20 protein-coding genes and 2 pseudogenes are annotated in these 26,704 nt (G+C 67.5%); 19 read left to right on the forward strand and 3 right to left on the reverse strand.

Annotated features, from left to right (window positions below):
- Positions 1–187: 187 nt before the first annotated feature.
- The 15 genes and pseudogenes from WMF17_RS07485 to tnpB all read left to right on the forward strand — a co-directional run.
- Positions 188–793 carry an AbfB domain-containing protein gene (locus tag WMF17_RS07485; RefSeq protein ID WP_437651300.1) on the forward strand — a complete coding sequence of 202 codons (606 nt, stop codon included), beginning with the start codon at positions 188–190 and terminating at the stop codon, positions 791–793.
- Entirely contained in the window at positions 730–1,890 is a 1,161-nt protein-coding gene (locus tag WMF17_RS07490; protein ID WP_437651302.1) for an ISL3 family transposase, read from the forward strand. Before WMF17_RS07485 ends, WMF17_RS07490 begins: the two co-directional genes overlap by 64 nt.
- A complete protein-coding gene (locus WMF17_RS07495; RefSeq protein WP_437648785.1) occupies positions 1,866–2,099 on the forward strand; it encodes an AbfB domain-containing protein in 234 nt (77 codons plus the stop codon). Before WMF17_RS07490 ends, WMF17_RS07495 begins: the two co-directional genes overlap by 25 nt.
- A gap of 1,111 nt (positions 2,100–3,210) precedes the next feature.
- Entirely contained in the window at positions 3,211–3,801 is a 591-nt protein-coding gene (locus tag WMF17_RS07500) for a hypothetical protein (protein ID WP_437648786.1), read from the forward strand.
- A 24-nt stretch (positions 3,802–3,825) separates the two neighbouring features.
- Positions 3,826–4,503, forward strand: coding sequence for a hypothetical protein (locus WMF17_RS07505; protein ID WP_437648787.1), 678 nt, complete (start codon positions 3,826–3,828; stop codon positions 4,501–4,503).
- A 13-nt stretch (positions 4,504–4,516) separates the two neighbouring features.
- On the forward strand, positions 4,517–5,518 hold the full coding sequence (locus WMF17_RS07510; protein ID WP_437601282.1) for a hypothetical protein: 1,002 nt from the start codon (positions 4,517–4,519) through the stop codon (positions 5,516–5,518).
- Positions 5,515–6,342 carry a phytanoyl-CoA dioxygenase family protein gene (locus WMF17_RS07515; RefSeq protein ID WP_437648788.1) on the forward strand — a complete coding sequence of 276 codons (828 nt, stop codon included), beginning with the start codon at positions 5,515–5,517 and terminating at the stop codon, positions 6,340–6,342. Before WMF17_RS07510 ends, WMF17_RS07515 begins: the two co-directional genes overlap by 4 nt.
- Positions 6,339–7,394 (forward strand): hypothetical protein, encoded by a 1,056-nt coding sequence (locus tag WMF17_RS07520; protein ID WP_437601285.1) that lies wholly within the window; start codon positions 6,339–6,341, stop codon positions 7,392–7,394. The genes WMF17_RS07515 and WMF17_RS07520 overlap by 4 nt, the downstream gene beginning before the upstream one ends.
- 19 nt (positions 7,395–7,413) lie before the next feature.
- On the forward strand, positions 7,414–15,291 hold the full coding sequence (locus WMF17_RS07525; protein ID WP_437648789.1) for an RHS repeat domain-containing protein: 7,878 nt from the start codon (positions 7,414–7,416) through the stop codon (positions 15,289–15,291).
- 124 nt (positions 15,292–15,415) lie between these two features.
- Entirely contained in the window at positions 15,416–15,640 is a 225-nt protein-coding gene (locus tag WMF17_RS07530; protein ID WP_437601287.1) for a hypothetical protein, read from the forward strand.
- Between the two features lie 49 nt (positions 15,641–15,689).
- Complete coding sequence (locus tag WMF17_RS07535) at positions 15,690–16,196, forward strand: hypothetical protein (protein WP_437648790.1); 507 nt, start codon at positions 15,690–15,692, stop codon at positions 16,194–16,196.
- Between the two features lie 240 nt (positions 16,197–16,436).
- Positions 16,437–16,691 (forward strand): hypothetical protein, encoded by a 255-nt coding sequence (locus WMF17_RS07540; RefSeq protein ID WP_437648791.1) that lies wholly within the window; start codon positions 16,437–16,439, stop codon positions 16,689–16,691.
- A 13-nt stretch (positions 16,692–16,704) separates the two neighbouring features.
- Positions 16,705–17,562 carry a hypothetical protein gene (locus WMF17_RS07545; protein WP_437648792.1) on the forward strand — a complete coding sequence of 286 codons (858 nt, stop codon included), beginning with the start codon at positions 16,705–16,707 and terminating at the stop codon, positions 17,560–17,562.
- Positions 17,563–17,900: 338 nt separating this feature from the next.
- Positions 17,901–18,239: an IS66 family insertion sequence element accessory protein TnpA gene (gene tnpA / locus WMF17_RS07550; RefSeq protein ID WP_437648793.1), complete on the forward strand. Its 339-nt coding sequence runs from the start codon at positions 17,901–17,903 to the stop codon at positions 18,237–18,239.
- A 74-nt stretch (positions 18,240–18,313) separates the two neighbouring features.
- Positions 18,314–18,394: pseudogene (tnpB, locus tag WMF17_RS07555) on the forward strand (IS66 family insertion sequence element accessory protein TnpB); the annotation flags it as partial.
- 59 nt (positions 18,395–18,453) lie between these two features.
- Here tnpB and WMF17_RS07560 read toward each other — a convergent pair.
- From WMF17_RS07560 to WMF17_RS07570, 3 genes are all read right to left on the reverse strand, one after another.
- Positions 18,454–20,571 (reverse strand): recombinase family protein, encoded by a 2,118-nt coding sequence (locus WMF17_RS07560; RefSeq protein ID WP_437648794.1) that lies wholly within the window; start codon positions 20,569–20,571, stop codon positions 18,454–18,456.
- Between the two features lie 246 nt (positions 20,572–20,817).
- On the reverse strand, positions 20,818–21,324 hold the full coding sequence (locus tag WMF17_RS07565) for a helix-turn-helix domain-containing protein (protein WP_437648795.1): 507 nt from the start codon (positions 21,322–21,324) through the stop codon (positions 20,818–20,820).
- A gap of 75 nt (positions 21,325–21,399) precedes the next feature.
- Positions 21,400–21,750, reverse strand: a complete 351-nt coding sequence (locus WMF17_RS07570) for a DUF5372 family protein (RefSeq protein ID WP_437648796.1) — start codon at positions 21,748–21,750, stop codon at positions 21,400–21,402.
- A 50-nt stretch (positions 21,751–21,800) separates the two neighbouring features.
- On the opposite strand from WMF17_RS07570, the pseudogene tnpC reads away from it, so the two are divergent.
- From tnpC to WMF17_RS07590, 4 genes and pseudogenes are all read left to right on the forward strand, one after another.
- Positions 21,801–22,871: pseudogene (gene tnpC, locus WMF17_RS07575) on the forward strand (IS66 family transposase); the annotation flags it as partial.
- A gap of 176 nt (positions 22,872–23,047) precedes the next feature.
- Complete coding sequence (locus WMF17_RS07580; protein WP_437648797.1) at positions 23,048–23,260, forward strand: hypothetical protein; 213 nt, start codon at positions 23,048–23,050, stop codon at positions 23,258–23,260.
- Positions 23,261–23,845: 585 nt separating this feature from the next.
- Positions 23,846–24,325 carry a hypothetical protein gene (locus WMF17_RS07585; protein ID WP_437648798.1) on the forward strand — a complete coding sequence of 160 codons (480 nt, stop codon included), beginning with the start codon at positions 23,846–23,848 and terminating at the stop codon, positions 24,323–24,325.
- Positions 24,326–25,090: 765 nt separating this feature from the next.
- Positions 25,091–26,215: a transposase zinc-binding domain-containing protein gene (locus tag WMF17_RS07590; protein WP_437648799.1), complete on the forward strand. Its 1,125-nt coding sequence runs from the start codon at positions 25,091–25,093 to the stop codon at positions 26,213–26,215.
- The last annotated feature ends 489 nt before the right edge of the window (positions 26,216–26,704 follow it).

Consider the following 26,704-nt stretch of genomic DNA (forward strand, 5'->3'; position numbering starts at 1 on the left):
CGTGGCGCTGGGAGCGAGTCTTGACACTGCCGCAGCGATTGTTAGGTTCCGAGTGAAAACATTTGATCTCGTCAGCCAGGAATGACAAAACATGATGTCATCGAAGTCCTGTTGCTCCACCGTTGCTCTCACTCCGTTCTGGGCTCTGTGCTGGGCCATCGTGGTCAGCGGATGCAGCACCGATGGCATGCCCGAGCTCGACGAGGAGGGCCCTGAAGTCTCCGCACAAGCCCGTGGGGTGGGTGACTTCGTCTCGATCGAGTCGCACAACTTCCCCGGCATGTACATTCGTCACCGAGATTACCTGGGAGAACTGACCACGGTGGATTCTGCGCTGGATAGGGCGGATGCTACTTTCAGAATCGTTGCCGGCCTGGCCAATAGTAGCTGCGTTTCCTTCGAGTCCAGCGATGTTCCTGGAGCCTATCTCCGCCACCAAGATTTGCGGCTCAAGCTGCATCCGTTTGCCGATAAAATCGGCTCTCCGAGATGTTTGGTGGAAGCGCGGCTGCGTGACCTGGTCCCGGCCCCCGCGGCGTTGCGGGCGAGCTCGGCGCAGGAATGGCGCGGTGCGATTGGGGATGGAACGCGCACAGCCGACGGGCTACCTCGGGGGTTACGACACCAACCCTTGGAGCCCGATCGGCTGTGCGCGCGACCACTCTGCTCAACAATGTCCTCGGAATCAAGTTCACTCGCGTCACGGGCGCGCAATTCACGGCGGACGGGCTGGTCTGCGACGTCGAGCCGACCACGGAGATCCCTCGCTGCGGAGGGTGCGGTCGCCCGGTGAGGAAGGTGTACGACCAGCGGAAACCGCGTTGCTGGCGTCACCTCGACCTCGCGGGGATGTCGCTGGAGCTCCGGTACTCGCCGCGGCGGTTGCGTTGCCCGCGGTGCGGAGTGACTACCGAGATGGTGCCGTGGGCCGACCCGATGAGCTGGTTCACGCACGCTTTCGAGGAGACGGTCGGCTACCTGGCGCAGATGACCTCGAAGACCGTCGTCTCGACGATGATGCGCGTCGCGTGGGCGACGGTCGGTGCAATCATTAGTCGCGTGGTCGAGCGGCGGCTTCCCCGCGACATCCTCGACGGGCTCACGCACATCGGCATCGACGAGCTCTCCTACAGGAAACACCACAAGTACGTGACCATCGTGGTCGACCACGTCACCGGGCGCGTGGTCTGGGCGCGAGAGGGGAAGAACGCCGACACGCTCCGGGCCTTCTTCCAAGAGCTCGGCTCGGAGCGATGCGCGCTCATCCAGGCGGTCACGATCGACATGTCGAAAGCGTACATCTCGGCGGTCTCGGAGTCGGCGACGAACGCGCAGATCATCTTTGACCGCTTTCATGTCCAGCGGCTGGTTCATGACGCGCTCGACGAAGTACGCCGTGCAGAAGTGAGGACAATCGAAGACCCCGAAGACCGCAGCGCGCTGAAGCATACCCGATTCGCGTTGCAGAAGAACCCTTGGAATCTGACTGCAATCGAGCAAGCGAAGCTGACGGAACTGCCGAAGACGAACGCGACGCTCTACCGCGCCTACCTGCTCAAGGAGTCGTTCGCAGCCATTCTCGATCGGCGTCAGCCGAATGTCGTACTGGCGAAACTCGAAGAGTGGATGTCGTGGGCCACGCACTCGGGTCTCAAGCCCTTCGCCAAAGCGGCGCGAACGATTGGTCACCATCTCGACGGCATCGTCGCCTACGTCGCGAGCGGGCTGTCGAACGCACGCTCGGAAGGCACCAATGGCAAGGTGCGCACCATCACGCGACGGTCCTACGGCCTCCACGGAGCCTCCTCCCTCATCGCGCTGATTCATCTCTGCTGTTCAGGTCTCTCGCTGCAACCTGTTCACACGTGGCCACGCTTCCACCAAACCTAAAAGAGAGCCATAAAATCCTCTTCAAGCGAGACGCAACATTCTGCATCCGGCCCGCGCTTCAACCTGGCGTCGGGGATCCCTGGCTCTCTCTCGAGTCGTACAATGTCTCCGGCTATTACATTCGTCACGCCGATTTTCATCTCTTTGTAAGCCGAGACGGGGGCTCCTTCCAGGCCGACGCGACGTTCAGGTTCGTGGACCCGCTATGACTTCGGTTCGCTCGCCGATTCTACCGTAGTTAGCCACCCTTTTCCCCTTCGGGCCTGGATTTGCGGGCGGTCGACGAGGAGAGCCTCCGGCCTGCGCGTCTGCCTATTCCGCGATCCGCGACGATTGCGACAAGCGTGAACAACGAGCCCAATCTCGCACGAACAGAGCACTCCGGCGCGTAGGCAAATCAAGCCGGATCGCAGCGCGAGGAAGTGTAGCGCGGCAGAGCGAAAGGGTGGGACCGCGGTGCCGCTGCCCCCGGCGCCGTCGCAATAGAGCACCGGCCGCCCGTACCGGCGAGCCTCCTCCAGGGCCTTGCCTGTGAATTCGGGCAGCGTGTGGTGCGGCGTCAGGCTCGGCACGGCGAGAAAGCGACACGCCCCGAGCCGCGGCGCCACGAGATTCCGGTGCGGCTCGCTCTCTCGAAACAGGAAGTCGAGACAGACCAGCACGCCCATCGGCCTCGGGATGCCCTCCGGCATCTCGACGGGCGCCCAGGCCTCGCTGGGCCGCAAGGAGCTCCGCTCCGGAATCTCACGTCTGGCTGTCGGTGGCCAGACGCCTGGCTGTCGGTGGCCAGACGTCGTGAGCGCTGCGCGAACACCGTCTCGCGCGGTGGTCACCGCGTCAGCAAACTGGGTCCGTGCGCGCCGCGCCGCTCCCCAGCTTCACGCTTCTAGGCAGCACGTCGCGCCCCTGGTCGAGCCCGAGGTCCTCGGCTCCTACCAACGAGGGCGCTGAGGCAGGAAGCGTCCTTGAAGGCGGAGCTGCGACGGCGCGGGACGGTCATCGTCTTCCGTTCCTAGGCCATGCACCGCGTCCTCCTGTTGGAGAGCGAGATTCGCCACAGCCTGGTCGCGTGGACGTAAGGTATCCTCTGTCGCTGACACAGCGGCGGACACACACGGGTCAGTCAATATGTGAGTTGACCTAGAGATTAAATGGTGCGAGAAGGGAATCGCGGAGGCCGACGAGTAAGCGGTCCGTACGAAACACTCGTCGCAAGGAACGTCAAGCGTCCCGGGCACAGATGTGCCACGTCATGGTGCGTGGTGCGCGTAGGGGCAATCGTCGCGCGATGACTCATGTCTCCATTGACTAGGAGGATTCATGATTGCGAACTTGCGGGCCGAGCAGCTCAGTGCCTTCACGGAGCAGCTCAGTCTATATGGCATTTCCGTGGACGACGTGGAGGGCCAACGCCTGGAAAATGCCAATGGTGGTCCGATCGTTCTCGACACGAGCGGCGGCCCGAGCGCGGTGCAGCCCAAGATCCTCACCACCACCGATCTCGACGAGATGCGGCGTTGGCTGAACCCGGCCGGCGACGCCCGTGCGGCGATGACGAGGACGGTCAGCACGCCCTTCCCCTACGCCGCGGCGGCGGCCGAGGACGCCGGTGAGGAGTACGCCCGGCTCACCGCGGCGGCATACGATTATATCTTCCACGGGGCCGGCTTCGCTGCGGCGAGCCCGAACGATCCCGGCCTCAAGTCGGCCATCGAGGCCGCCTTCGGTGAGATGAATCTGGCGGTGTTCGCCGGCGAGACCATCGTCGTCCGCCCGGGGCAACCGCTGATCATTAGCGGCGCCGTGCCCGTCGCCCTGAACTATGCGGAGATGGACATCTACACCGGCGGCCAGGTTCTCATCTATGCCCCCGGGGTGATGACAATCCAGGTGCTCAAGAAGCTTTCCTGAACGCTAGGCTTGGAGGCTCCAACCATGACACTCGCCAATGGTTACGATTTCTATGTCGTCGGTCAGGACGGCGCCGACGGTACCGACGGCTCGAATGGAAAGAACGGCACGGATGGCCCAGCCGGTACCAACGCCAACTGTGACTGGAAATCCACCTGCAGCCCGGCCTCCGGCAGCGGCGGGACGGGTGTTTCCGGAACCTCGGGAACGGACGGCGGCAAGGGCGCGGACGGCCAGCCGGCGCAGCCCTTCACCATCACCATCAACGACCTGCAAAGCAGCATCACCATCTATGGCAAGGGCGGCGACGGCGGCAGGGGCGGCAACGGCGGCGCCGGGGGCGACGGCGGCAACGGCGGGAGCGGCGGCAACGGGAGCTCGTGCCCGGCCGGCGGCGCTTGCAGCGGCTCGGCCGGCGGCAACGGCGGCAACGGCGGCAGCGGCGGCAAGGGCGGCGATGGCGGCAACGGCGGCAACGGCAGCGCGGTGAACGTCAGCTTCACATCCACGAGCGGATCGGTCGCGCAGGGGACAGGCGTCGCCTCGGTCGGCGGCGACAACGGCAACGGCGGCGCCGCGGGCGTGGCCGGCAGGGGCGGCACCGGCGGCAGCGGCTCGGGCAATGCCGGGAACGAGGGCACGCCGGGCGCGCCCGGCGCTCCGGGCAACAAGGGAACGCCCAGCACCATCTACATTGGCTAGGGCGCAGGACACCATGGAGGCTATCCCCGCTGGCGCCAACGCCCCGGCCTGGCCCGCGGCGCTGGTGCGTCTGGGCGCCGACCTTGCGGCCCTCGGCATCGACGACGTCGGCCGCCTGGCGCACCTGCTGACCGCGCGCGACGATCGCGCGCCCGGTGCGCCCGGCAAGTCGTCGCTCAACGCCGATGGGACGCCCCTCCAGCTCTGCCTGACCAGCCGCCGCGACGGTTGGGACATGCGGCTGATCGGAGATCCCGCCACCCATCTCGCCGATCCTGAAGCGCGCGCGGAGGCGACTCGGGCGGCGGTCGGACCGGTGCTGGCCGCCGCGCGGGCCGACCGGCTGGCGCCGCTGGTGGCGAAGAGCTGGGACCTCCTGTTGCCCCATGACGGCGAGCTGACAGTCTATGTCGAGGGCGTCGCGTGGTTCGGCGCCGCCCCTCGGATCCCAGGGTGCGCGATCTATTTCGACGTCACCAAGGGTGCGCTGGAGGCGCGCTGGCGGCGCGTCGCCGAGTGGCTGGCGGCCATCGCGGGGCCCGAAGCGGCCCGGGTCGTCGATCGGCTGCGGCCAGCAGGCCTGCCGATGGCGGCGGGGCTGGAGGGCGTCGACGAGCGCTTCGTCCGCCTGAAGATCTACTGGCGGCTTGCCTGCGCGGCTCCGCTCGCCGCGTTCGGCTTGCCCCTGCTGACCGATCCCGCGATGGCCGACTTCGTGCGCCTGCTGATCGGCGACCGGGTGATCGACGGCGACGGGCTGGTGCTCGCGGTCGGGCTCGACCCGCGCGACGGGCGTGTGATCGACGTCAAGGCCGATGTCTGCGGCGCTCACTGCCTGGGCTACGCGGCGGCCGAGTGGATCGACCGCATCGGTGCGCTCTCCGCGCGCTTCGCTCTCGCCGCCCTGCCCGTCGCCCGCGCCTTGGCGCAGGGCGGCCGGGTCTCCTATGTGGGTTTCGGCCTCGACGTCGCGGGCGGCGCGCGCCTGAACCTCTATCTGGGAGCCTCGACGTGAGGGGCGTCGCAGCGGTGTTCAACGATCCGGCGCGGCAGGCGGCGTTCGAGCGAGACGGCTTCGTCATGGTCGACCTGCTGGACGAGGCCGCGATCGCCGAGCTCGACGCCGTGTGCCAATCCCTCCGCCACCATCACGTCAATCCCTTCCACTCCAGCATCTTCACCGCCGACCTGGGCTATCGCTGGCAGGTGAATGCAGCGATCACCCGCGTGGTCGCGCCGCGCATCGCCGCCCTGACCGCGCATGAGCTGCTGTTCGGCGGCTTCCTGGTCAAGCAGCCGGCGCGGCGCAGCTTCGTGAGCTTCCACCAGGACTGGGCCTTCGTGGACGAGAGCCGGTACGCCACCCTGACGCTGTGGGCTCCGCTGCGCGACGTCGCCAACGAGGACGGCTGCCTGCTCATCGTGCCCGGAAGCCACACGCTGAACCGCAGCCCGCGCGGCTTCAACACGAGCTTTCCCTACGACGCGCTGATCCCGGAGCTGCTGCGGCGCCATACGCGCGTCGTCCCCATGCGTGCAGGCCAGGCGATCCTGTTCCATAACGGCCTGTTCCACGCGTCCAACCCGAACCGCGGCCAGGACGAGCGGCGCTGTGTGCAGGCCTTGCTGGCGCCGGGCGAGGCGGCGCTGCGCTTCCATTACGAGACCGAGGCCGAGGCGGGCGAGCCGACCGTGTTCGAGACCTACGAGGTCGGGCGCGACTTCTACACCGGGTACCAGTGGGGGACGCGTCCACCGACCGAGCGGCGGACCGCGATGGCCCCGCCCGCCTTCGATCCGATCGAGATCGGCGACCTCGCCCAGCTGCCCCCGTTATGAAGCTCTGGCCGACGCCCGCGGCGGACATCGGCACCACGGCGCTCGAGGTCCTGCTCGCCGCTGCCGATGACGACTTCGCCGAGTCTAAGCACGTCATGTCCTTCCCCCGCGCCCAGGGCTTCCGTGGGCCAGCCGACGAGCAGGTGGGCGACGTGTTCGCCCGCGCGCTGATCGCCGACGCGCTGCAGGACGACGACGCCGAGGCCCATGCGCCGCTGATCGTCGGCGCGATCGAGCATCTCCTCGACCGCCGCCGGCGAGACGAGGTCGGGGGCTGGAGCTATTTCCCGGACCTCATCGAATTGCCGGCCGATGCGGACGACCTTGCGCAGGTCATGCTGGTGTTGCTGCGCGGCGGCCGGCGTGATCTCGTCGCGCAGTATTGCGAAGCCCCGCTGGCGGCGCTGCTGGCGCTGGCGAGCGACGAGGGCTTCTTGCCGACCTGGATCGTGCCCGATCCGCCACGAACCGCCGAGCAGGCCCTGCAAGCCGAATGGGTGAGGCTGGCCTGGGGCTCGACGGCCGACCCCGAGGTGATCGCGAACCTGCTGCATGCCCTGGTGCTTTACGATCCCGACCGGTTCGGCGCGATCGTTGTCGCCGGCGCGAACTGGCTCGCCGCCGAGCAGCGCGCGGACGGGAGCTGGCGGTCGACCTGGTACCACGGTCCCTATTACGCCACCTGGCAGGCGGTGCGGCTGATCGCCGGCATCGTTCCGCACCACCCCTGTGTCGCCCGGGCGCGCGCGTTCTTGCTCGAAAGCCGCCTGGGCGCCGGAGGGTGGGGCCTGGGCCCCGAAAGCGATCCGCTCTCCACTGCGTTCGCGCTGCTGGCGCTCACCGCGTCGCGCGCCCCGCTTCCGGCACGGGTGGCGCAAGCCGGCCTGGCCGCGCTCGCCCCGGTAGGCGGCGCGTGGCCGGCGACGCCCTTCATCCGTATGCCGCTTGGCCGCACCGGGGGCGGTCCGGTGCAGGTGCTGAGCCATGGCAGCCGCACCGTCACCGCTCTGTTTGCGCTGAAAGCGGCGCTCGCCCTGCGCGAGCCCAAATGAGCCATGAAGGGATACCATCATGCCGAGTCTCACCCAGACGTCCGGATCGCAGGCGACGCTCGTCCCGCCGGTCCGCGCCTTTCAATTCGATTCCGCCGTCCCCGACGCCGCGAATCTGGTCAACCTGTTCCGCGGCACGGTCGCGCTGCCGCTCCCGTTGCTTTCGTTACCTGGCCTGAACGGCAACGATGTGACGATCCAGGCCAGCTACAACGGCGAGGCCGCGAGCAGCGCCGACACATGGAACGTGACCGCGCCGACCGGGCTGCTGGGGCTCGGCTGGTCGATTCCCTTCGAGTTCATCAGCGCTGAGGGCGTCGGCGCCGACACTCGCTACTTCCTGATGGGCGGCGCGTCGGCGACGGAGCTCGTCTGCACCGACGCGCGCGACCGCACCGCGATCCGCTTCGAGCCGATCGACTTCAAGTTCTGGCAGGTCACCTATGACGCGACGCGCGAGCTGTGGACCATCGTGCAGGAGGACGGCACCACCAGGATCTACGGCGACGCGTCGAGCGGGCGGAGCACGGTCCAATATGGGGTCCGCTGGGGCGCCTGGCGCGAAGCCAGCACCAGCGCCGGACAGCAACGCTATGTCAATGCCTGGAACCTGAGCCAGATCCGCAGCGTCTGGGGCGATGTCGTCACCTTCACCTTCGACGCCGTCGAGCAGGCGGTGGGCAGCGGCGGGCAACGGTACACCAAGGCGAGCTATCTCTCGCGGATCGTCGACACCTTCGGGCGGACGGTGACCTTCGTCTATGGCGAAAAGGTGTACGACCGCGCCAAGGGCGTGTGCGAGTACCAGGACCCGCACAAGACCGCCCCGAGCAACGTCCCCGACGCGTACCAGAGCCGTTACCAGACGCGCTTCCTGCAGCAGATCGCCGTGGCCGCGGCCGACGGCGCGCCGCTCACCTCGATCGACTTCGGCTACGAGATCCGCAGCTTCGCGCGCCTTCCCGTCAACGACCCCGACGCGCCGCTGTACGCTAAGCGGCTCCTCGTCTCGGTCGTGCAGCGCGACGGAGCGGGTAATAGCCTTCCCGGGTTCGCCTTCGACTATGGTGGAGCCAAGGACCCGCTGCCCGGCGGGCTCACGTCGATCGTCTATCCGGCAGGCTCGATCGTCACCTTCTCCTACAGGAAAGACGCGATCCTCGGCACCGGGCGTTCGCTCGCGGTCCCGGCGCCAGCGGCCGGGGCGGTCCCGCGCGTGTGGCACGGCAACGACTATGTGCTCGTCACCTGGCACGACCGGGCAGGCGGCGAGCTGCTGACGACCATCTACAGCTGGAACGGCCGCTGGACGGGCTGGTCGCTGGCGACGATCCGGGGACAGATCGATCCGGCCAGCCTCGTGGTCATCCCACGCGCCGCGTTCGCCGTGATCGCGTTCCGCAACACCGCCACGAACCGCGACGAGTTCCACATCCTGCGGCGCGATCCCCGCCGGTTCGGGGACTGGACCGTTCATGTCGACACCGTGCCACTCGCCGCCGGCGCAGGCGCCACTCAGCTGGCCTCGGGCGATGAGTTCTTCATCGCCTTCAACGCCGCCTATGCGGGCCCGCGCTTCCACGGATTCGGCTGGAGCTGGCGCGACCAGGCCTGGGAGGCGCTCCCCAGTCCAACCATCGCCGCCGATCCCGCCAGGACCGTGACGCTGGGCGCGGTCCGCAACGCGTTCGTGGCCTGCTCGTTCGATCCTGCTGCCGGGACCGTCACGTTCCAGACGGTCGCCCGCGACATGGCGGGCCGCTGGTCGGCGCTCGCCGCCTGGACGACGACCAACGTCAGGCCCTATCTGATCGACGACAAGCCGGCGCTCACGACGACGACCGGCGAGGTATTCCTGACCCTCGCCTTCCTCAAGACCGTGACGTCCGGCGCCCCGGGGTCAGCCGACTACGAAGTCCGCACCTGGATATGGGACGAGCAGTTCCGCGTCATCGACATGGCTTCGCCCTACACCTACACGGCCAGCGTCGACATCTGGCAGGGCAAGCCAGACATGCAACCGCTTGAGATCGGGTTCACCGGATCGCTGCTCGGCAACAACCGGACGGTGTCGCGCTACAGGGGCCCGGCCGCTCCCGCCTGGTCGTCCCAGGCCTTCCCCGCGCCCTCCGCCAGCGGCGCGACCTACAACTTCGCCTACGGCGACGACGTGGCGGCGATGTCCCGCGCGGCAGGCGCCGCCCTGGTCAACCAGCTGCTCGCCTATGATCCAAACCGCAATGGCTGGACGACCGTGGCCCTGCCGGCGAAGGGCACCCGCCCGACGCTCTCTGGCGATGTCGCGACCGTCGGCGCGGCCGTATGGCGGCGGGGGGTCGACGGCATCTGGCGACCGCTGGCGACGGGGCTGACCGCGCCGGTCGCCGACGCCTCGGTCGCGAACTTCGCGCCCAACTACATCGTCTACGGTGACGGCGCCGGCGCGCTGCGCGTCGCGCTCTTCCGCGGCGGCCGCATCGCCGTCGACGAGCTGGTCGCCTCTGGCCAGACGACGGCGGTCGCCAGTGGCGGCCCCGGCACGCAGCTGACCGCGCCCGCCGCCTTCGTCGCCTATCCGGCGGGCAAGCCGTTCGATCAGGCGACGACGCTGTGGCTGTACCAGGTCGCCGGCCGTTCGATGACCCTGCCGCTCACCAACACGCCCGTGGTGACGGTACGGGTCCAGGACGGCTATGCCGGCGACTCGCCCACAGCGGAGGCGTTCAGCTACGACCAGTCGACCTGCACCTTCGACGCGACGACGGCGCTCACCCAGTATGGCCGTGTCCGGCGGGTGAGCGGCAGCGCCGACAGCCATGTCGCGCCACAAGGGTACACCGATTTCTACTACTCGAACGGCTTCTCGAATGACGCCAGCAGCTACTCCATCTTCGGAACGCCGCTCAATTACATGAACGTGCTGAACGGGGTGCTGCTCGCGCGCCTCGCCTATGATACCGGCGGCAAGGAAGTGAGCCGCACGGTCAATGCGTTCGACGTCCGCACCAGGGCCCGCGCGCTGAGCACAGGCGCCTGGCGCAACGTGGCCGGGGCATGGTTCGTCGCGGTGGCGCAGCTCGAGATCAAGGATGGGGTCCAGAGCCGGACGGACGCGGCCTATGACGACGCCACCGGCCAGCAGACCGAGAGCCGCATTGAGTTCTGGAACAGCGATGGGCACAAGGTCCGCAAGCGCACCACCTATGAACGCGCCGCCGCGCGCTATCCGGCCATGGCGGCGCGCAACATGCTGAACCAGATCGCCGCCGAGACAAGCTTCAGCGCGGTCGACGGCGCCGACGAGGCGATCGTCGCCCATCGCGTCACGACCTGGCAGGCCTGGGACGTGGATGCCTCCGGGCCCTGGGGCAAGGCCAGCGTCTACGACTGGCGTGGAGGCGGCGACGCGACCATCCCGGCCGAGGCGTGGAACGGAGCGCCGCCCGGCGCGGACTGGCTGCGACTGAGCGCCATCCAGGCGGTGACCGCCAGGGGCCAACCCCGCCTGATGCTCGATGTGGGCGGGCGGCTGTCCGAGAACCTGTTCGCGGCCGACGGCGCGACGCCGATCGCCAGCTTCGTCAACGCCGCTGCGACGACCAGCGGCGCGGCCTACCACGGGTTCGAGCCCTACGAGGCGTCGGACCAGGCCTGGACCTGTACGCCCGCCTCTAGCGGCGCGGTCACCGCGGGCGATTCGCGGGCCGGCACTTGCTGCTTCGCCATGACCGGCGCGGCGGTGCTCAGCCGGGTGCTGCCGCTGCCAGTCCCGCGGAAGACCTATGTGCTGTGCGGCTGGATCAAGACCGCGCCCGGTGATCCTGACGGGGCGGTGAGCTGGTCGGTGACGCTGGCGGGGGCCGGCGGGCGGATCACCCACCCCGTCGCCGCGACCGCCGGCTCCTGGGCGTTCCGGCGCTGGATCTTCGATCTGCCCGGCGACGGCTCGGCCACGACCGCGACGCTCGCGCTCGAGGTCACCGGCGGAAGCCGCTGGGTCCGCGTCGATTCCCTCGCCTTCTTCCCGCTCGACAGCACCTATTCGGCCGCGGCCGTCGACATGGCGCTTCGCGTCCCCACCGCCCAGCTCGGGCCCAACGGCGAGTGCGCGACGCTGTTCCTCGACGGCTTCGCGCGCCAGATCGGCAGCGCGGGCCCCGGCGAGGCGCCCGTCGCGCTCAACGCCAGCTTCGCCACCCGTCAGGTCAACGCCGTCAGCCCCACCGTCCCCTTTCCTCAGGGGCAGCCGAACCAGATCGTGGAGTTCCAGGCGCGCGCGGCCGGCGTGGTGGACCGCTTCGCCGATGGCGATGAGGGGCTCTGGACCTTCGCCGGTCAGGCCTGGCGGATCGCTGGCCGCGCGCTCGTTCATGCGGGCGCCTCGGCCGATCCCCTGGGCGACACGGCGCTTCGGCGGGGCTTCGCGTCGCCTGACATGGCGCTGAGCGTCGAGGTGGCGATCGATCCCGGCGGCTCGGCCGCGGTCGGTAACGGCGACGTGTTCGCCGCCTGGAGCGCGGTCGACGGGTGGCGGCTGCTGCGCTCGAGCAAGGGCGTGATCACGGTGCTGGCCCAGGCCGCCGCCGGGCCAGCGCGACGCTGGCTGTTCGCGATGATCGATGGGCGCGCGCTGCTGTTCGCCGACGGCGCTCCGCTGTTCGACATCAGGGTGACGCCGGCCTCGCCGCCACCGGACGGCCTGGTGCTGGCGGCGAGCGGCGGCGTCCGCTTCCAGCGCCTCATCGCGCTCGCTGATCCGACCGCGAGCTTCAGCTTCACGGACGGCGGGAACAAGACGCGCCAGCGGGTCCGGCTCCTCGACGGCGCGACCGGCGTGCGCGACGCCACGCTGTACGACGCGCTCGGCCGCGCGGCGGCGGAGACCTTTGCCGCCTACTCGACCGGGCCCTCGGCGTTCGCCTACGACGTAGGCTTCGTCACCAACGCCGGACCGGGCGGCGCGCTGTGGAATGGCGCGCCGCTCACCGGCGGCCTCGCCGACGCCTATCCGGAGGCCGGCGGCTATCCGTTCCGCCGCAGCGCATTCGAGGCTTCGCCGCTCGGCCGCATCGTCGCGCGCGGCCAGGCGGGCGTGGACTTCGCGCTTCGGCCCGACCAGCCGCACGTCACGCGCTTCGAATATCGCGCCAATACAGCCGCCGATGCGCCCGACCTGCCCCCTGGCCAGTATCGCGCGGAGGTGCGGTACGACCCCAACGGCGTGTCGACCACGACCCTGGTCGACCTCGGCGGCGCCAGGGTCTGGGCGCGGGTGGGCGCGACGGTCAAGGGCGTCGAGCACGGCGCGGCGGCGAGCTTCCGCTATGACGCCATGGGACGGATGGCGCGGGCGATCCCCCCGGCGAGGAGCGTCGCTCCGGTCGACAGGGCCTATGATTTCCTGGGGCGCACCGTGTCGCTCACCTCGCCGGACACCGGCCTCGTGCGGTCGCTGCCGAACGACGAGGGGCAGATCCGCTTCATGAGCACCGCGGCCGGCGCCGCGGCGAGCCCGCCGTTCATCCTCTATCAAAAGTTCGACACCCTGGGCCGGCTGATCGAAAAGGGGTACTACCCCTTCGTCTGGGATGCGGCGGGCGAAGCGGAGCTGCGCGCCAAGGCCGACGGTGACCCGGCGTGGCCGCCCGCCACACAGACCTGGCGGCAGCGATATTGGTGGGACTGGGACGGCGGGCAGGACGCACCGACCATCGGGCGATGCTGGCGCACCGAGAGCCACAACAGCGATACCGCCACCGCCGACGTCATCGAGACGAGAGTCCACGGGCTGGACGGCGCCCCGATCGCGACAAGCCTGGTCTGCACCGGATTCGGTCCGCAGGCCCAGAAGGTAGGCTATGGCCACAATCTGCTCGGCGCCGTCATCTCCACCGCGGCCGGCGATGCAGAGCCGCCGGTCCTGACCGGTTACGATAGGCTCGGCCGCGTGACAGGCGTCGGCGTCGCCGGCGATGCAACGCGCTTCGCCGCCTATGCGTACGACGCCAACGGCCGCATGACCGAAGAGCGCCTGCATCCGGGCGCCTCGGGTTTGATGCGCAGCTACGAGCACGCGCCTCCTGGCTGGCCGCTCCGCATCGCCGACGCGACGACCAGCGAGACCCTCACCTATACCGAGGGGGGCTACGATGGTGCCGGATACTGGGACGGCCAGGTGGCGAGCCAGGAAGTGGCCTACCCGCCGCTCGGCCAGTACATCAAGCGGACGTTCCGCAACGACAGCCAGGGACGGCTCACCGCCATCGGCGGTGGCGCCGCCAACGCCGAGGTGCTTGCCTATGACGCCAACGGCAACATGCTGTCGCGCAGCGGCGGCGGCGGCGCTGTCTTCACCTATGAAAGCGGGACCAACCGGCTGCGCAGCACCGACGGCGGCCAAGGCGACGCCTACCGTTATGATCCGTCCGGCAATGTCATCGAGGCGACGTCGAGGTCGCTCTCGCTGGAGTACGACCGCGGCACGGGGGCCGTCCGCAAGGTGCTGCTCGGCGGCGGCGCCCAGGTGGCCTATGCCTACGGCGGCGGCAGCCGGCGGGTCTTCAAGAGCGCCGGGAGCGACCGGCTCTACGTGCATGGGAGCGAAGCCCTGCCGCTGGTCGAGATCGAGCGGACCGGAGGTGCGGAGGTCCGGTCGCGGCTCGTCTACGGGCCGACCGGGCTGATCGCGGTCCGCGTCGACGGGGTGCTCTACTTCGTCGCCAAGGACCATCTCGGGTCGATCCGCACGATCACCCGCGAGGATGGAACGCTGGTCGCCGCGTTCGACTATGACCCGTTCGGCGAGACCAGCTCGCTGTCCGGAGACGCATCGGCGTTCCGGTATCGCTTCACCGGCCAGGAGGTGGACCTCGAGACGGGCCTCTATAACTTCCGGCTGCGCCTCTACGATCCGGCGCTCGGCCGCTTCTACCAGGTGGACCCCGCCGGCCAGCAGGCCTCGCCCTATATCTATGTCGGCGACGCGCCGCTGCTGTTCGTCGACCGTAGCGGGGCCGACTTCGGCCTTTCGCTGCTGATCGCGATCATCATCGGCGCAGTGGTGTCGGCGATGGTCAGCGCCGTCACCTACGCGATCGTCAACCGCAACGACTTCCATTCGCGGGATTTCGGCATCGCCATCGGCGCAGGCGCGCTGGCCGGCGCGATCGGCGGCGCGGTGGGCTTCGCCGGCCCCGCCGTGCTGGCGGCCGGCGCCACGACGATCGGGGCGGCGACCGTCGCGCAGAGCGCCGCCTTCTCTATCACCGCCGGCGCCGCCTTCGGCGCGGGCGGCGGCGCCCTCGGCCAGCTGGCCGCCAACGCGGTGACGGGGCAGGACCTGGGCAGCGGGATGCTGATGGCGTCGCTCACTGGCTTCGTCGGCGGCGGCATCGGCGGCTATGTCGGCTGGCGCGTGAACGTCGGCCGCCAGCTCGGTTATCACGGCACCACCAGCAACTACGTCAACTCCATCGCCCGCCAGATCAATCCGCCCCCGGGGGGCGTCAGTTTCGAAGGCGCGGAGCTCGGCGAGGGGTTCTACACCTCGGCGGAACGCGGCACCGCCGAGGAATTCGCGTTCTTGGCGCGGCGCAACGCCGGGGTGGCGCGGCGCAACGAAGCGATCCTGAGGATCTTCTCGCGTAGAGAGCCGAACATCGGCCAGATTCCGGAGGAGCTGGGGTGGACGCCGCTGCCCTGGGCCCGGCTTCCCTCGCACCCGTCCTACGATCCCTTGCGCGCGGGCTATATCAACAACTTCGACGCGCTCGCCGGGGTCATCTCCGACATGGAAGGGCAGACGCAGATCAAGTACAATCCCCGCTTCTACGGGCAGCTGAAGGCGTTTCCGGAACAGGCGACCGGCATCTGGCGCTATCTTCCGGGGCACGGGTAGGGAGCGGCGAGGACATGGGGGCATTATCGGAACATGTGCGGCATCCTCTGAAGCGCGAGCTCTACTGAAGCGCGAGCTCTACCAGCCGGCCGAGCTCAGCGAGCCGCTCATCCTGGTGTACAAGATGGTGGCGGCGGCGCTCGCGGACGGGGCCGAGCGGATCGACTTCGCCATGCGTGGCCTGTCCTGGAGCGGCCGAGCCGGCCGGCAGGAGGTCAACATCAGCATCGACATGCGCCCCTTCGTCGAGCGCGTACGGGCGCGCGACACGCTGATGCGCGCCCGCCTGCTTCCCCTGGGCGCGCAGCTGGAGAGCGATAGCTACGGGCTCGACGACGCCGCGGGCTAGATCTGGCGCTCGGCCGTATGCGGCGACGCCGGAAGAAGAGGAGCTCGTGATGACCACCCAGGAGCTCGTCGAGCCGTTCATCCAGCAGGGGCGCAAGCAGGGGATTGGATGGACCGTCGCGAGCTCTCCGGGCCCAGGGCTCGGCGGTTGGGCCGGGGTTGGGTCCATGCCGCCCGAAGGGGTGCGATCCGTCGTCACGCCCTCCCAAAATCCCTGGAGATGCGACGGATCGCGACGGTTCGGCGCCGCGGAAAAGTCCCGCCAGGATTCCGCCGCGGTGGCGAACGGTCGCGATCCGTCACTTCTTGCGGGGTTTCGGGGGGGAGCGACGACCGATCGCAGACCCTCGGACGGCATGGACCCAACCCTGGCCCAACCGAGGGGATTCGGGTCCGGAGAGCTCGCGATGGTCGAGCCGTCGCCTCGGGCCGCCGTGGTTGCGTCGCTCGCCGGCACCCTAAGCCGTGCCGTCGCCCTCGGCGATGAGGAGGCAGCCCGGGTCGTGCACGAGGCGATCGGTCAGCTGCTCGGGCTGTCGGTGGCACCGGAGGGGTGAGCAAGCTTGGGCCGAACGTCGAGCCCGCCGCTCGCGTCGACTTGCTGCCGGAGCCTTGCCGCTCGCCAGTGCCCGCAGGCTCTACTGGGATCGCCCGCACGCAGCGGTTGCGTGCCGAAGCGCCCCGGAGGCATCCGGAAAGTGATGCCGGCAAGCAGCAGGCCTGTGCCGGGAGGCAAGCGCGGCGGCGTGCGCAGGCGACGACCCTCTCGCCGCGTTGCTGCATGGCGACGCGATACCATGACGCAAGTCACCGCTCCTGGCACGGACCCGGATGCGGTGCGCGGAATCGAGCAGCGCGGCACGGAAGAAAATCCGCTGCTCGGACGCAAAAGCGACAAAGTCAGGGGGAACAAGATCTCCGGTATCTCGGAGCGTAAGCAGAAAACGGCGCGCGGACGTCAGCGGCTCGCCAAGGGAGATGGTATATTGGCCGGCCGCAAACCCAGTCAAATGCCTGCACTCAATACCTTGAACGCCAAAACCTGCAAATAGCCCTGGAGGGCAAATGTATTCAAAAGAAAATCAGGTCGACTCGCGGGCACTGAAGTCACTATTGAAATTCGATCCGTTCAGCAGTGGCCGCTACGAAGCGGAATCGTCCGGCGGCCTTAGCGATGACGAATACAAACACGCCGTGCAAAGCGGCCTGTTGTTTTCGCCGAACTTGATCACCTGCGACCATGGCAGCGCTGTCAAAAGACTGCTGCTGGCCAAAAAGCAGTGCCGTGATCGGAAGTTTTATACCGACCTGTTTATCGCCGGATTGGCCAGCGGGAGACTGGATTATCGGGCCGGTTTGCCGGCGTATGCCATAGCGTTGAACTTTCCCGACCACAAATTCGAACCATTGAATGGGGGGCCATACTGTCGTGTCTGTGGTCTTCAGAAAGAGGGCAACAGTTTGGCGCGGACCGACCGCAATTTCGATCGGTTTGCGGCGGGTGGTGTCATAGGGTCAAGTCCATTGGATATCGCCTTCTATCTCGAATGTCATCATTTGCTTTTCCCAGTGAGGCCTGATGATAAAAGCCTGAAGGTTACGAAGGCGATATTGGATATCCTGAGAGAAACGCCGCCAGAAGAGACCGCAAAAAAACAGGTAGTGAAGAGCGTCCGAAAAATTCCCGACTTCAAAGCCAGCGTCGAGCAGGTGCAATTGGTGTTGGAGACGCTCGGATATTGCAGTGTGCTGGGAACGCCCGAGCATAAAGGTTATCTGCATGAGTTCGTGAATCTGGGGTACGCACCCAGGTCTTCGCCGAGAACGGACTGGCGCTATCCCGTCGACTTGTGGCGCGGTGAATTCGGTTTGGATAATGATGCGGTTGATTACTGGTTTTCATCCTATCCGCTCCTTGACTAATACCTTGGCTGTTTGTTCACCCCGAGAGGGTTCTCTGCCAAGCCGGATTAAAATGTTGGCCTGACCGAGTGCGGATGTCGATCGCGGGTGGTGCCCCACAGAATTATCGACCCGCTCAAAAATATCACGACGATTGAATGCAACGAACATTTGCCGCCCCGGAGAAAGCTATTGCTTGGCTCTAGCAATATCCTTTTGCCGCTAATAAAAATAAGCGATGTAAAAATCAGCTTCGTGTTTTTCGCAAACGTCGGCCATTGGTAAGCGCCCGGCCAAGGGCATCGTGACCGTCCGCGCGGCGTCGGTTACCTGTTCCCATCGCGACGAAGGAGGAAGCGATGGCGACGAGAGTGGAGTGGGCCGAGCGGGTGGGTCGATGGGAGCGGAGCGGGCTGAGTGCCGAGAAGTTCGCGCGCCGCGAGGGCTACAAGCCCAAGCAGCAGTCCTTTTGGCGCTGGAAGCTTCGGGCTGACGGGCCCGCGCAGCCGGTGCCGTTGTCGCTGACGGAGACGCCGCGCTTCCTGCCCGTGCACGTGGTGACCGACGCATCGCCGGTCGCGGCGGAGCCGATCGAGATCGCGCTGTCCAACGGCCGGGTGGTCCGCGTTCGGCCGGGCTTCGACCCGGCCACGCTCGAGCGGGTGCTGACGCTCGCTGCCGAGGAGGTGCCGTGCTGACGCTGCCGCCGTCGGTGCGCGTCTACGTTGCGGCGGAGCCTACCGACCTGCGCAAGAGCTTTGATGGCCTGTCGGTGCTGGTCGCTCAGTGCTTCGGAACCGATCCACTCTGTGGGCATCTGTTCGTGTTCAGGAATCGGCGAGGCGACCAGGTGCGAGTCCTGTTTTGGGACCGCACCGGCTATGTGATCGTGGCAAACAACCTGTCTTCACACTACACCTCTTTCGGTTTTAGACGAGGACGTTGGTTCCGGCTCCGTGATGCACGGGCTGCCGCTGCCCGGTCGCTGAGGCGATCCCAGCGGCTGCAGTGCTTCGTGGGGGGAGTCGCCGGCTTCTCGTAGAGCCACGCGTGGCCGTTGTACGCGTGCGCCTTGATGATGCCGTGCTTCACCCAGCTAGTCAGGGTGGACTCGTGGATTCCAAGGCGAGCGGCGAGCTCCTCTTTGGTGAGAAGCCCGTGGGCGCGCAGTCGGTCGAAGCGCGGTCGCAAATCATACGTATGCACGATGTACTGCACGCGCTTCGACGTGAAGCGGGCCCCGCCACGGCCGGGCCACGCGGCCCCGCCGGGATGGAGCCCCCGCGCGTTGAGGATGTCGGCGATCTCGTCGTAGATGTGATGGTCGAGCAGCCGGTCGACGAGCTCGACAATTTTCGCCGGCGTCTTTACTTTCTCCCAGGAAGCCTTCGGGTTAATGGTCGTGAGGGTCGTCGTTTGGCCGCCTCGAAAGCGAATATGGATCTTCGTGGTCGCGTCGGCAGATTGCTTCACGAGCGTCGCGTCCTCCACCACGTAGGCGAGCATTCGCTTCCGCTCCCGGTTCGGCGTCGCCGGGTCGGACCACAACCGCTTGAAGTCGGTCGTCATCGCGACGAGTCGGTCGCGAAGCGCCTCGTCGATCGCGATCCCATCCTCGTGCCGAGCGCGCTCGCGTTCGTCGCGCGCCTTCGCCAGCGCCCGAAGTTTCTCGTTCCAATCGGACTCGAGTGTATCTGCGACGAGGCGGTTGGCGGGGTCAACCATCATGAAGCGGCGCTGTGCGAGGTCGGCGTCGACCTGCGCCCTCTCGACCGCGCGACAACGAAGCTGATCCGCCTGCTCGTACCGAGCATCGATCTCCCTCCGAATCTCGAGCGCCAACTCGACGGCGGCAGGCGTCATCTTCTCGGCCACCAAGAGTCCGACCGCTTCATCTATGGGAGGTCCTGCGAGAGACTGGCAGTTCGGTTCGGCACGGGAGTCGCTGGCGCGGTCACAGACGTACCAGGACTCGAGCCTCCCTCGCGCCTCCCTGTAGCGTACGCGAAAATGCTGCCCGCAGCGCCCGCAGACGGCGCGCCCCTGCAGCAGCGCGCCGCCCTCGCGCGGTGGCGATGCACGCGCGGCGTCGTACCCGCGACCGTTCGACGCGAGGAGCCGGAGGTTCTCCTGGTATCGGTCCCAGGTGATGTAACCAGGATGAGCGTTGGGGATGCAGGCGAGCCAGTCATCGCTCGCGCGCTTCCGCTGCGTCTTCTTTCCATCGATCGTTCGACTGTACACGCGCTGTCCGTACGCGTAGGCACCGGCGTACCGCGGGTTGCGCAGCGTCCGCATTGCCACCGATGCCGTAAGCGGACGGAAGATCACTCCCGCGGCTGGGGCGCGGAGGCGAGACGGGAAGCGGAGGCCCTCGTCTCGAAACGCCTTGACCGTCTGGTGTGCCGAGCCGACGCGGGCGAAGGTCTCGAACATGTGCGCGATCGTTTCGCGCACCTGCGCATCCGGGTCGAGGAGGACGGCCCCGCTCTCATCGTAGACGAAGCCGGTAGGGAGAACGCATCGATACTCACCGCGCCGGACCTTGTTCAAGACTCCGCCGCGCAGTCTCGCCTTCAGGACGTGCAACTCCGCCTCGCTCATCGTTCCCTTGAGGCCGAGAAGGAGACGATCGTTGAAGCTCGTCGGGTCGTACACGCCATCCTCGTCGAGGATCAGGGTGTTCGCCAGGGCGCAGATCTCGAGCAGCCGATGCCAGTCGGCGTTGTTCCTCGCGAGCCTCGAGACCTCGAGCCCCATCACGATGCCGGCACGCCCGAGCCCGACATCCGTGACCAGCTGCCGAAACCCTTCGCGCCAAGCCGCGGATGCACCCGACTCCCCCTGATCGGAGTCGATCACGACGATGCGATCGTCGGGCCAGCCGAGCGCTGTCGCGCGCGCCCGAAGCGCATACTGGCGTTTGGTGCTCTCAGTATTCTCGACCACCTGCTTCATCGACGATTGTCGAATGTACAGGTAAGCGTCACGCTCGAGATGGTGCGACTGGACTTTGCGTGATTCATTCATGGTTCCTCGTGGAAGTGGATGTAGTTGCCATCGCTGCGAAGAGGTGAACGACGGCTCGTTGTTCGTCACCGGGGGTCAAGCGAGACGACGATTGCGTCGGGCGGGATGGCGTGCGCTGGGCGGCCGCTGCCCGCGCCCACGCCCACATGCCTCGCCGAAGCAAGAGCGCAAGACCGCTCCTCGCTTCGAGGGAAAGCCGTTCGCCAAGAGCGGCCGTTCGCAATGCCTCGTACTGCTCGGTCACGCTCACCCTCGCAGCAGCTTCTTCAGCACCGGCTCGGGTGCCCGCTGGGTCGTTTTTTTTCCGCCGAGCGCGCGCTCGATCGTCCTGGGGTGGATTTCGACCGAAAACACCTGCGAGATCAGCCTCGCAAGCTCGCGCGCTCGGAGCGGTTTCCCCGGGACGATCTGTTTCTCGACGAAGGCTAGAATATCGCCCTGGAGCTTGTGCGGCCCACGGGGCCCTCGCTTCTTTGGCACGAGTCCGCCAAGCCCGGCCTCATCGAAGCTCGATCTGGCCTGGTAGTACGTCGGGCGAGAGACACCGTACTCGGCGGCGGCCTGCGTTGCTGACAGGTTGTCGATCGACACGCGACGCAACATCTCGTACCTAACCTGCATCAGGTCGCGAGAATCGAAGAAATCGCCCGTCTGGAACTTCGGATCGCTGACCTTCTCGGGGGACGGATTCAACGTGCCGTCCTCGCGTAGCGCTGCGGTCTTGGGATCTGTTCGGTCGCCTCGTTTCGGCATGGGATCTCCGACCTGTGAGTCACGACAACTACGCCGCACCAGTGGCCGATGTCAAACGTGCGCGACGCGTATTGGTCAAGTGTTGTCGCGTTTTCTCGCGTGTTCGGATCGTCTCTTTTTGGTACGCGGCACATTTGCCTTTACGCTTGCGGTGTTATTTCCTTTACGCGCTTGAGCCCGGCGCTCCTGCTCGACGAGGTGCGACACCAGGCCGGCAAGCTCCAGGAGATCGGCTACCCGGAGCAGCGCGCGACCCTGGCCGATGACGACCTCGGGATCGCGCGCGACGACATCGGTCCACTGCCGCGGCACGGAGCAGATGTGCTCCTCGTCGACGCGCAGCAGGAGCCGCGTCCCGTACCGGTTGTACCGCTCGCCCACGCAGACGAGCTGCCGTCCGCTGAGCGGGTGGAACGGGTGCGTCACGCGCACAAGGCGCTCGCCCGTGGGCGAAGGGCGTGCAGTTCGTGGTGAGGTACAAGGTGATGGATCGGGGTCGCCCGGGGCCGGGGCTGCTCGCGAGCATCATCGTCGAGAAGTTCGAGGACGCGATGCCGCTCTACCGGCAGGCGCAGCAGTACGCTCGCTTCGGCGTGTCGCTGTCGCCGTCGACGCTGGGTGAGTGGTCGGCGTTCGCGCTCGATGTGCTTGCCTCGGTGGCCAAGAGGATCCAGGAGAGTGTGCTGGGCGCATGCTACCTGCGCGCCGATGACACCGGGATGCGCGTGCTGGATCAGGATCATCCAGCGGGGGTGAAGCGAGGGCACATCTGGGCCTTCGTCGGGGCTGAGCTCGTCGCCTTCCTGTACGCACCGGACTGGAGGGCGAAGCATCCGGCTGCCCAGCTGCAGGGCTTCACAGGCTACCTGCAGGGCGATGGGTACGCAGGGTACGGCGCGATGTTGCGCGGAGACGACGGTGGCGAGGTGATCGTGCCCGAGGAGCGCCGGCTCGGCTGTGGAATGCACATCCGCGCGAAGTTCGAGAAGGCGGCGAAGGGCGGCGACGAGCGAGCCGCTGTAGCGCTTGCGTACTTCAAGGCCATCTACCGCATCGAAGCTGCCTGCAAAGCTGAGGCGCTGTCCGCGGAGGCACGCCTGACGCGCCGGCAGGAGCTGTCGCTCCCCGTGCTCGAGAAGCTCTATGAGTGGATTCACGAGCTGCACCTGCGGCTCGTGCCAAGTACGCCGCTATACGTCGCGACGCTGTACGCCATCAACCAGGAGGCAGCGTGGCGGCGCTGCTTCACGGATGGGCGCTTCGAGATCGACAACGGTGAAGTCGAACGGCGGATAAGATGTGTGGCGCTCGGAAGGAAGAACTACTTGTTCGCGGGCTCGGACAAGGGAGCTGAACGCCTCGCCGTCGGCTACACCGTATTTGGCTCGTGCCGGATGCACGGAGTCAACCCGCTCGCCTGGGCGACGGAGGTGCTCGGCAAGCTGCAGGCGGGCTGGCCGCGCGAACGCCTGGACGAGCTGCTGCCCGACGCATGGGCGCGAGCGTCGCTCGCGGCTCCGGTCGCTGACGACGCCGACACGTCCTGAAGACGCGAACCTCAATCTTCGCCGCCGGGGGTCCCGGGGGGAGAGCCCCTCGCCGGCCCTCTCGTGTCCGCTCGCGTCTGCCCGGACCATCGGCAGGCGCCGCCCCGCGCCCAGCATCGTCGACCCCGGTGAGAGCCGCAAGGGGTCGCCCCCATGGCGATGGGTGGGCGGTTACCTTGCGCCGCACATTTGCGATCGACGTCCTCGAGTGCCCAACTTGCAAGGGGCGGATGAAGCGCGTCGCCATGGTGACCGAGCCAAGGAACATCGCCCGCTTCCTCTCCGCGCTCGGCGAGCCGACCGACGTCCCAGCACGCTCTCCCAACCGAGGGCCGCCGTACTGGAAGAGCACCGTTCTGCGCCGCAAGGCGCCCGGTGACGCCGCATAGCGTCTCGCGACGCGCCTCCCGGGCCAGACCAACGCCCGGACGGACACGTGTGCCCACGGCACGCCGATGCGCCCCGTAGCGCGCTCGGCGCCGCCCGGACCACGCTCTTTCGGCCCAGGACCGAGCCATCACGACGCTCGCGGCCCCACCCTTTCGGTTTACTGCGCTACACTTCTTCGCGCTGCGATCCGGCTTCTTTTACCTACGCGCGGGGGTGAATCGGATCGCGTTGCTGCGCGACCTGACCGAAGCCCTGATCCGCGCATCAAGCGGGATCGTCGCTGGTCCTCAGAAGCTCCTGGCCCGCGATGAGCAAGCTGTGCCCAGAATCCGCGGGCTCCAGGTTGCCCACGGGCGAGCGCCTCGCGCTGGGGGGGTCAGAGGGCCGCGCGTCTCTCCAGCAAGCGCGGCGTCTTTCGGAGACGCAGGCCCCGGCGCTGCCGGAGCGCCGGGGCCCCGGATTCCGCCCGAGGGCCCTGGATCCGAGGGGGTCGTCCGTCTGGCACGTGCGTTGCGATAGGGCTTCGACAGGCAGCGCGCAGTCGACGGCGCTCCCACAACCCACAGCTACAAGAGGAGTATCCAATGACTACTGTTAGCGGCATCCTGTCCATCGGCGGCAACTCGACGTTCCCTCATGCGACGACTGAGAGCAAGGCGCCTGTTCTCACGATCCATCATCAGCTCTGGACGCAGGTGAAGACCGCGGAGAATGGCTCTTACGTCGGGAGCCAGCTCTGGGTCGAGAACACGGGCAATACGCTGCTCACCGACATCTCCGTGACGCTCACCATCCAGGGCGGGGACGGCATCTGGACCGCCCAGTTCTGCGATTCCAGCGGCAACCTCTTGCCACAGAGGTACAACACGTACCCCTTCCCCGGCACCCTGCAGCCCCGTGGGATCTCGTCGAAGCAGACGTACTGGTGGAAGCCCTCGAAGCCCGACGTCACCCAGAATGGGTCGGACTTCACCGTTTCCTTCACGGCGATCCCGCAGTTCACGGTCCACTTCCAGGACAATGATCAGTACTTCACCGACACGTGCCGGGTGACCATCGGTTGACGGGAGAGCAAGCGAAACGCCCGGAGACCAGGCGACTCCGGCTCGGGGGGATCCACGCTTGCTTTCAGGGATCCCCGCCTCTTCTCGAGTAGCAGGGAACCGGAGCGGACAGGAACCCTAGCCAGGGGCTGGTGTTCAACGGCCGCCCTCGTCGAGCCAGCCGCTCCAGCATGAGCTGCACGCGGCGGTTGCGTGCCGAAGCGCCCCGGAGGCATCCGGAAAGTGATGCCGGCAAGCAGCAGGCCTGTGCCGGGAGGCAAGCGCGGCGGCGTGCGCAGGCGACGACCCTCTCGCCGCGATGCTGCATGGCGACGCCATGGCGGAACTGGGGACGCCACGGGGAGCGTTGGGAAAACGAGTGGCGAAGCGGCTCCTGCATGCTGGCGCGGAGGCGGCACGCGCACCATGCGCCTCGGCGCCAGAGAGCGCAGGTTCAAGCACGAGCCTGACACGCTGCTCATCCATGGTCCCGATGAGAGGCATGACCATCACCTGCTCGGTGATCGGGATAATCGGCGTGGACAGCTCCGCTAGCCGGCTCTGCTGCACCCAGATGATCTCCTCCTGCAACGCTGCGCGCTCGCGTTCTGCGTTCTCGCGCACCGACATATCGAGCGCGAGCCGGGGGCTCGGCGAGCGCCTCCGCCGCCGCGGCAGCGAGCGTCGCGGCCCGCCGGCCCCCGGCCCGCCACTCCGCCATGGCGCCGCCATGGGCGATAGCCTGGCGGGTTGTCGAAATTCGCGGCGAAAACGCGCCCTCACCGCGTGGCGTGCGGCGTGCGGTGTCGGCGCCGTGTGGCCAGCGCGGCTCGCACCACGGGCGTCGTCTACGAGCGCCGTCGTCCCGAGAAGACGACGCTCTACGAGATCGTGCGCGACAATGTGGAGACGCTGTACGGGGCCATCGACGACGGCGCCATCGCCGTCCGGATACCCAAGCACGCGAAGAAGGAGCTCGAAGCCTACCTCGACTGCGGGCTGCTCTGCCGCGGGTTCGCGCGGCTCCGGTGCGAGCGCTGCGAAGAGAGTCGGCTGGTGGCCTTCAGCTGTAAAGGACGCGGTTTCTGCCCGTCGTGTCTGGGCCGACGCATGTGTTCCACGGCGGCGAACCTGATCGAGGACGTCCTGCCCGAGGTGGCGCACCGTCCGTGGGTGTTGACGTTTCCGTTTCCGTGGCGGCGCAGGCTCGCCCAGGACGGGGCGTTGTTCGGCGTGCTGACCCGCCTCTTCGTCGAGAGCGTGGAGCGGTTCTACGAAGAGCGCGCCGCGCGCCGAGGCGCGTGCGGCGCGGTCAAGAGCGGCGCGGTGACCGTCGTGCAACGCACATCCGGCGACATGCGGCTCAATCCGCATCTGCACGTGGTCTTCCTCGACGGGGCTTATCACGAAGACGGCACCGAGCTCGTGTGGAACGAACTCGGTCACCTGCGAACGCGCGAGGTCGGTCAGGTCCTAGAGCACGCCGTCGGGCGGATGCTCCGTTACCTTCGGCGGCACGGGCATCTCGAGATCGAGCACGACGTCGAGGAGGACGGCGAGCCCGAGGCAGCGCTCTGTGCCTCCGCCGTCTCGGGACGAGAGTCGCCCGCCGGCCCGCAATGGCTCCGCGGGCTCTCGCCGTCTTCTCCGAGCGCGCTCGCGTACGACAAGCCGCTGTGCGCTGCGCTCGACGGCTTCACCTTGCACGCAGCGACGCGCGCCGGTGCGCACCATGCCGCGGCGAGGGAGGCGCTGCTGCGTTACGTGCTGCGACCCCCGATCGCAAAGGAGCGCGTCGAGCCGCAGCAGGACGGCCTGGTGCGGCTGTCGCTCAAGCGCGCCTTCGCTGACGGGATGTTACTGAGCACCGTCGTTGATGCCGATGGTGCGCTTCTCGGTCCAGCTCTTTGATGGCGGGGCGCCCGACCCACCGCAGCGCACCATCGCCGATGCGGATCAGGCTCGATGGCGGCGTTGTCCCGGGGCGGCAAGCTGCCAGGGCGTTCCCCGACGACGCATTACGCCATGACCGAGAAAATTCTCAGCGTAGCTCCTCCTGAGCACGATGGTGTCGGCCGAGTACAGCAGCACAGGAAAGGATGGATCGCGCATTCCCATCACCTCTCGAAAATTACCAGAGTGAGTCCTCACCCGTCCGCGTCGCGCACGGGGTAGGTCAGCACCAGGAGCGGAGCATCGGCGCGGCGCCGGCCACAAAATAGGCGACGGGAGGAGCTCGTTTGGCCGCGCGCCCCCTCCCGTCATGCTCCGAATCGCTTGAAAGAGCGGAGCCCCCAACAGATCGTTCATTCGGACCTCGATGTCAAAGGCTGGATCGCTTCACCGCCCACCGTAGAGCGCGCGCGGCCAGCGCGCTGCCCGCGTTGCGGCGCGGCGGGG

It is taken from the genome of Sorangium sp. So ce362 (genome assembly GCF_051519845.1).
Taxonomy (GTDB): Bacteria; Myxococcota_A; Polyangia; order Polyangiales; family Polyangiaceae; genus Sorangium.

Coding starts and splice junctions, on each gene's coding strand:
- WMF17_RS07485 (WP_437651300.1), top strand. CDS start 188: ATGCCCGAGCTCGACGAGGAGGGCCCTGAAGTCTCCGCACAAGCCCGT.
- WMF17_RS07530 (WP_437601287.1), top strand. CDS start 15,416: ATGGTGGCGGCGGCGCTCGCGGACGGGGCCGAGCGGATCGACTTCGCC.
- WMF17_RS07525 (WP_437648789.1), top strand. CDS start 7,414: ATGCCGAGTCTCACCCAGACGTCCGGATCGCAGGCGACGCTCGTCCCG.
- WMF17_RS07505 (WP_437648787.1), top strand. CDS start 3,826: ATGACACTCGCCAATGGTTACGATTTCTATGTCGTCGGTCAGGACGGC.
- WMF17_RS07520 (WP_437601285.1), top strand. CDS start 6,339: ATGAAGCTCTGGCCGACGCCCGCGGCGGACATCGGCACCACGGCGCTC.
- WMF17_RS07510 (WP_437601282.1), top strand. CDS start 4,517: ATGGAGGCTATCCCCGCTGGCGCCAACGCCCCGGCCTGGCCCGCGGCG.
- tnpA (WP_437648793.1), top strand. CDS start 17,901: ATGGCGACGAGAGTGGAGTGGGCCGAGCGGGTGGGTCGATGGGAGCGG.
- WMF17_RS07585 (WP_437648798.1), top strand. CDS start 23,846: ATGACTACTGTTAGCGGCATCCTGTCCATCGGCGGCAACTCGACGTTC.
- WMF17_RS07500 (WP_437648786.1), top strand. CDS start 3,211: ATGATTGCGAACTTGCGGGCCGAGCAGCTCAGTGCCTTCACGGAGCAG.
- WMF17_RS07560 (WP_437648794.1), bottom strand. CDS start 20,571: ATGAATGAATCACGCAAAGTCCAGTCGCACCATCTCGAGCGTGACGCT.
- WMF17_RS07565 (WP_437648795.1), bottom strand. CDS start 21,324: ATGCCGAAACGAGGCGACCGAACAGATCCCAAGACCGCAGCGCTACGC.
- WMF17_RS07535 (WP_437648790.1), top strand. CDS start 15,690: ATGACCACCCAGGAGCTCGTCGAGCCGTTCATCCAGCAGGGGCGCAAG.
- WMF17_RS07540 (WP_437648791.1), top strand. CDS start 16,437: ATGACGCAAGTCACCGCTCCTGGCACGGACCCGGATGCGGTGCGCGGA.
- WMF17_RS07545 (WP_437648792.1), top strand. CDS start 16,705: ATGTATTCAAAAGAAAATCAGGTCGACTCGCGGGCACTGAAGTCACTA.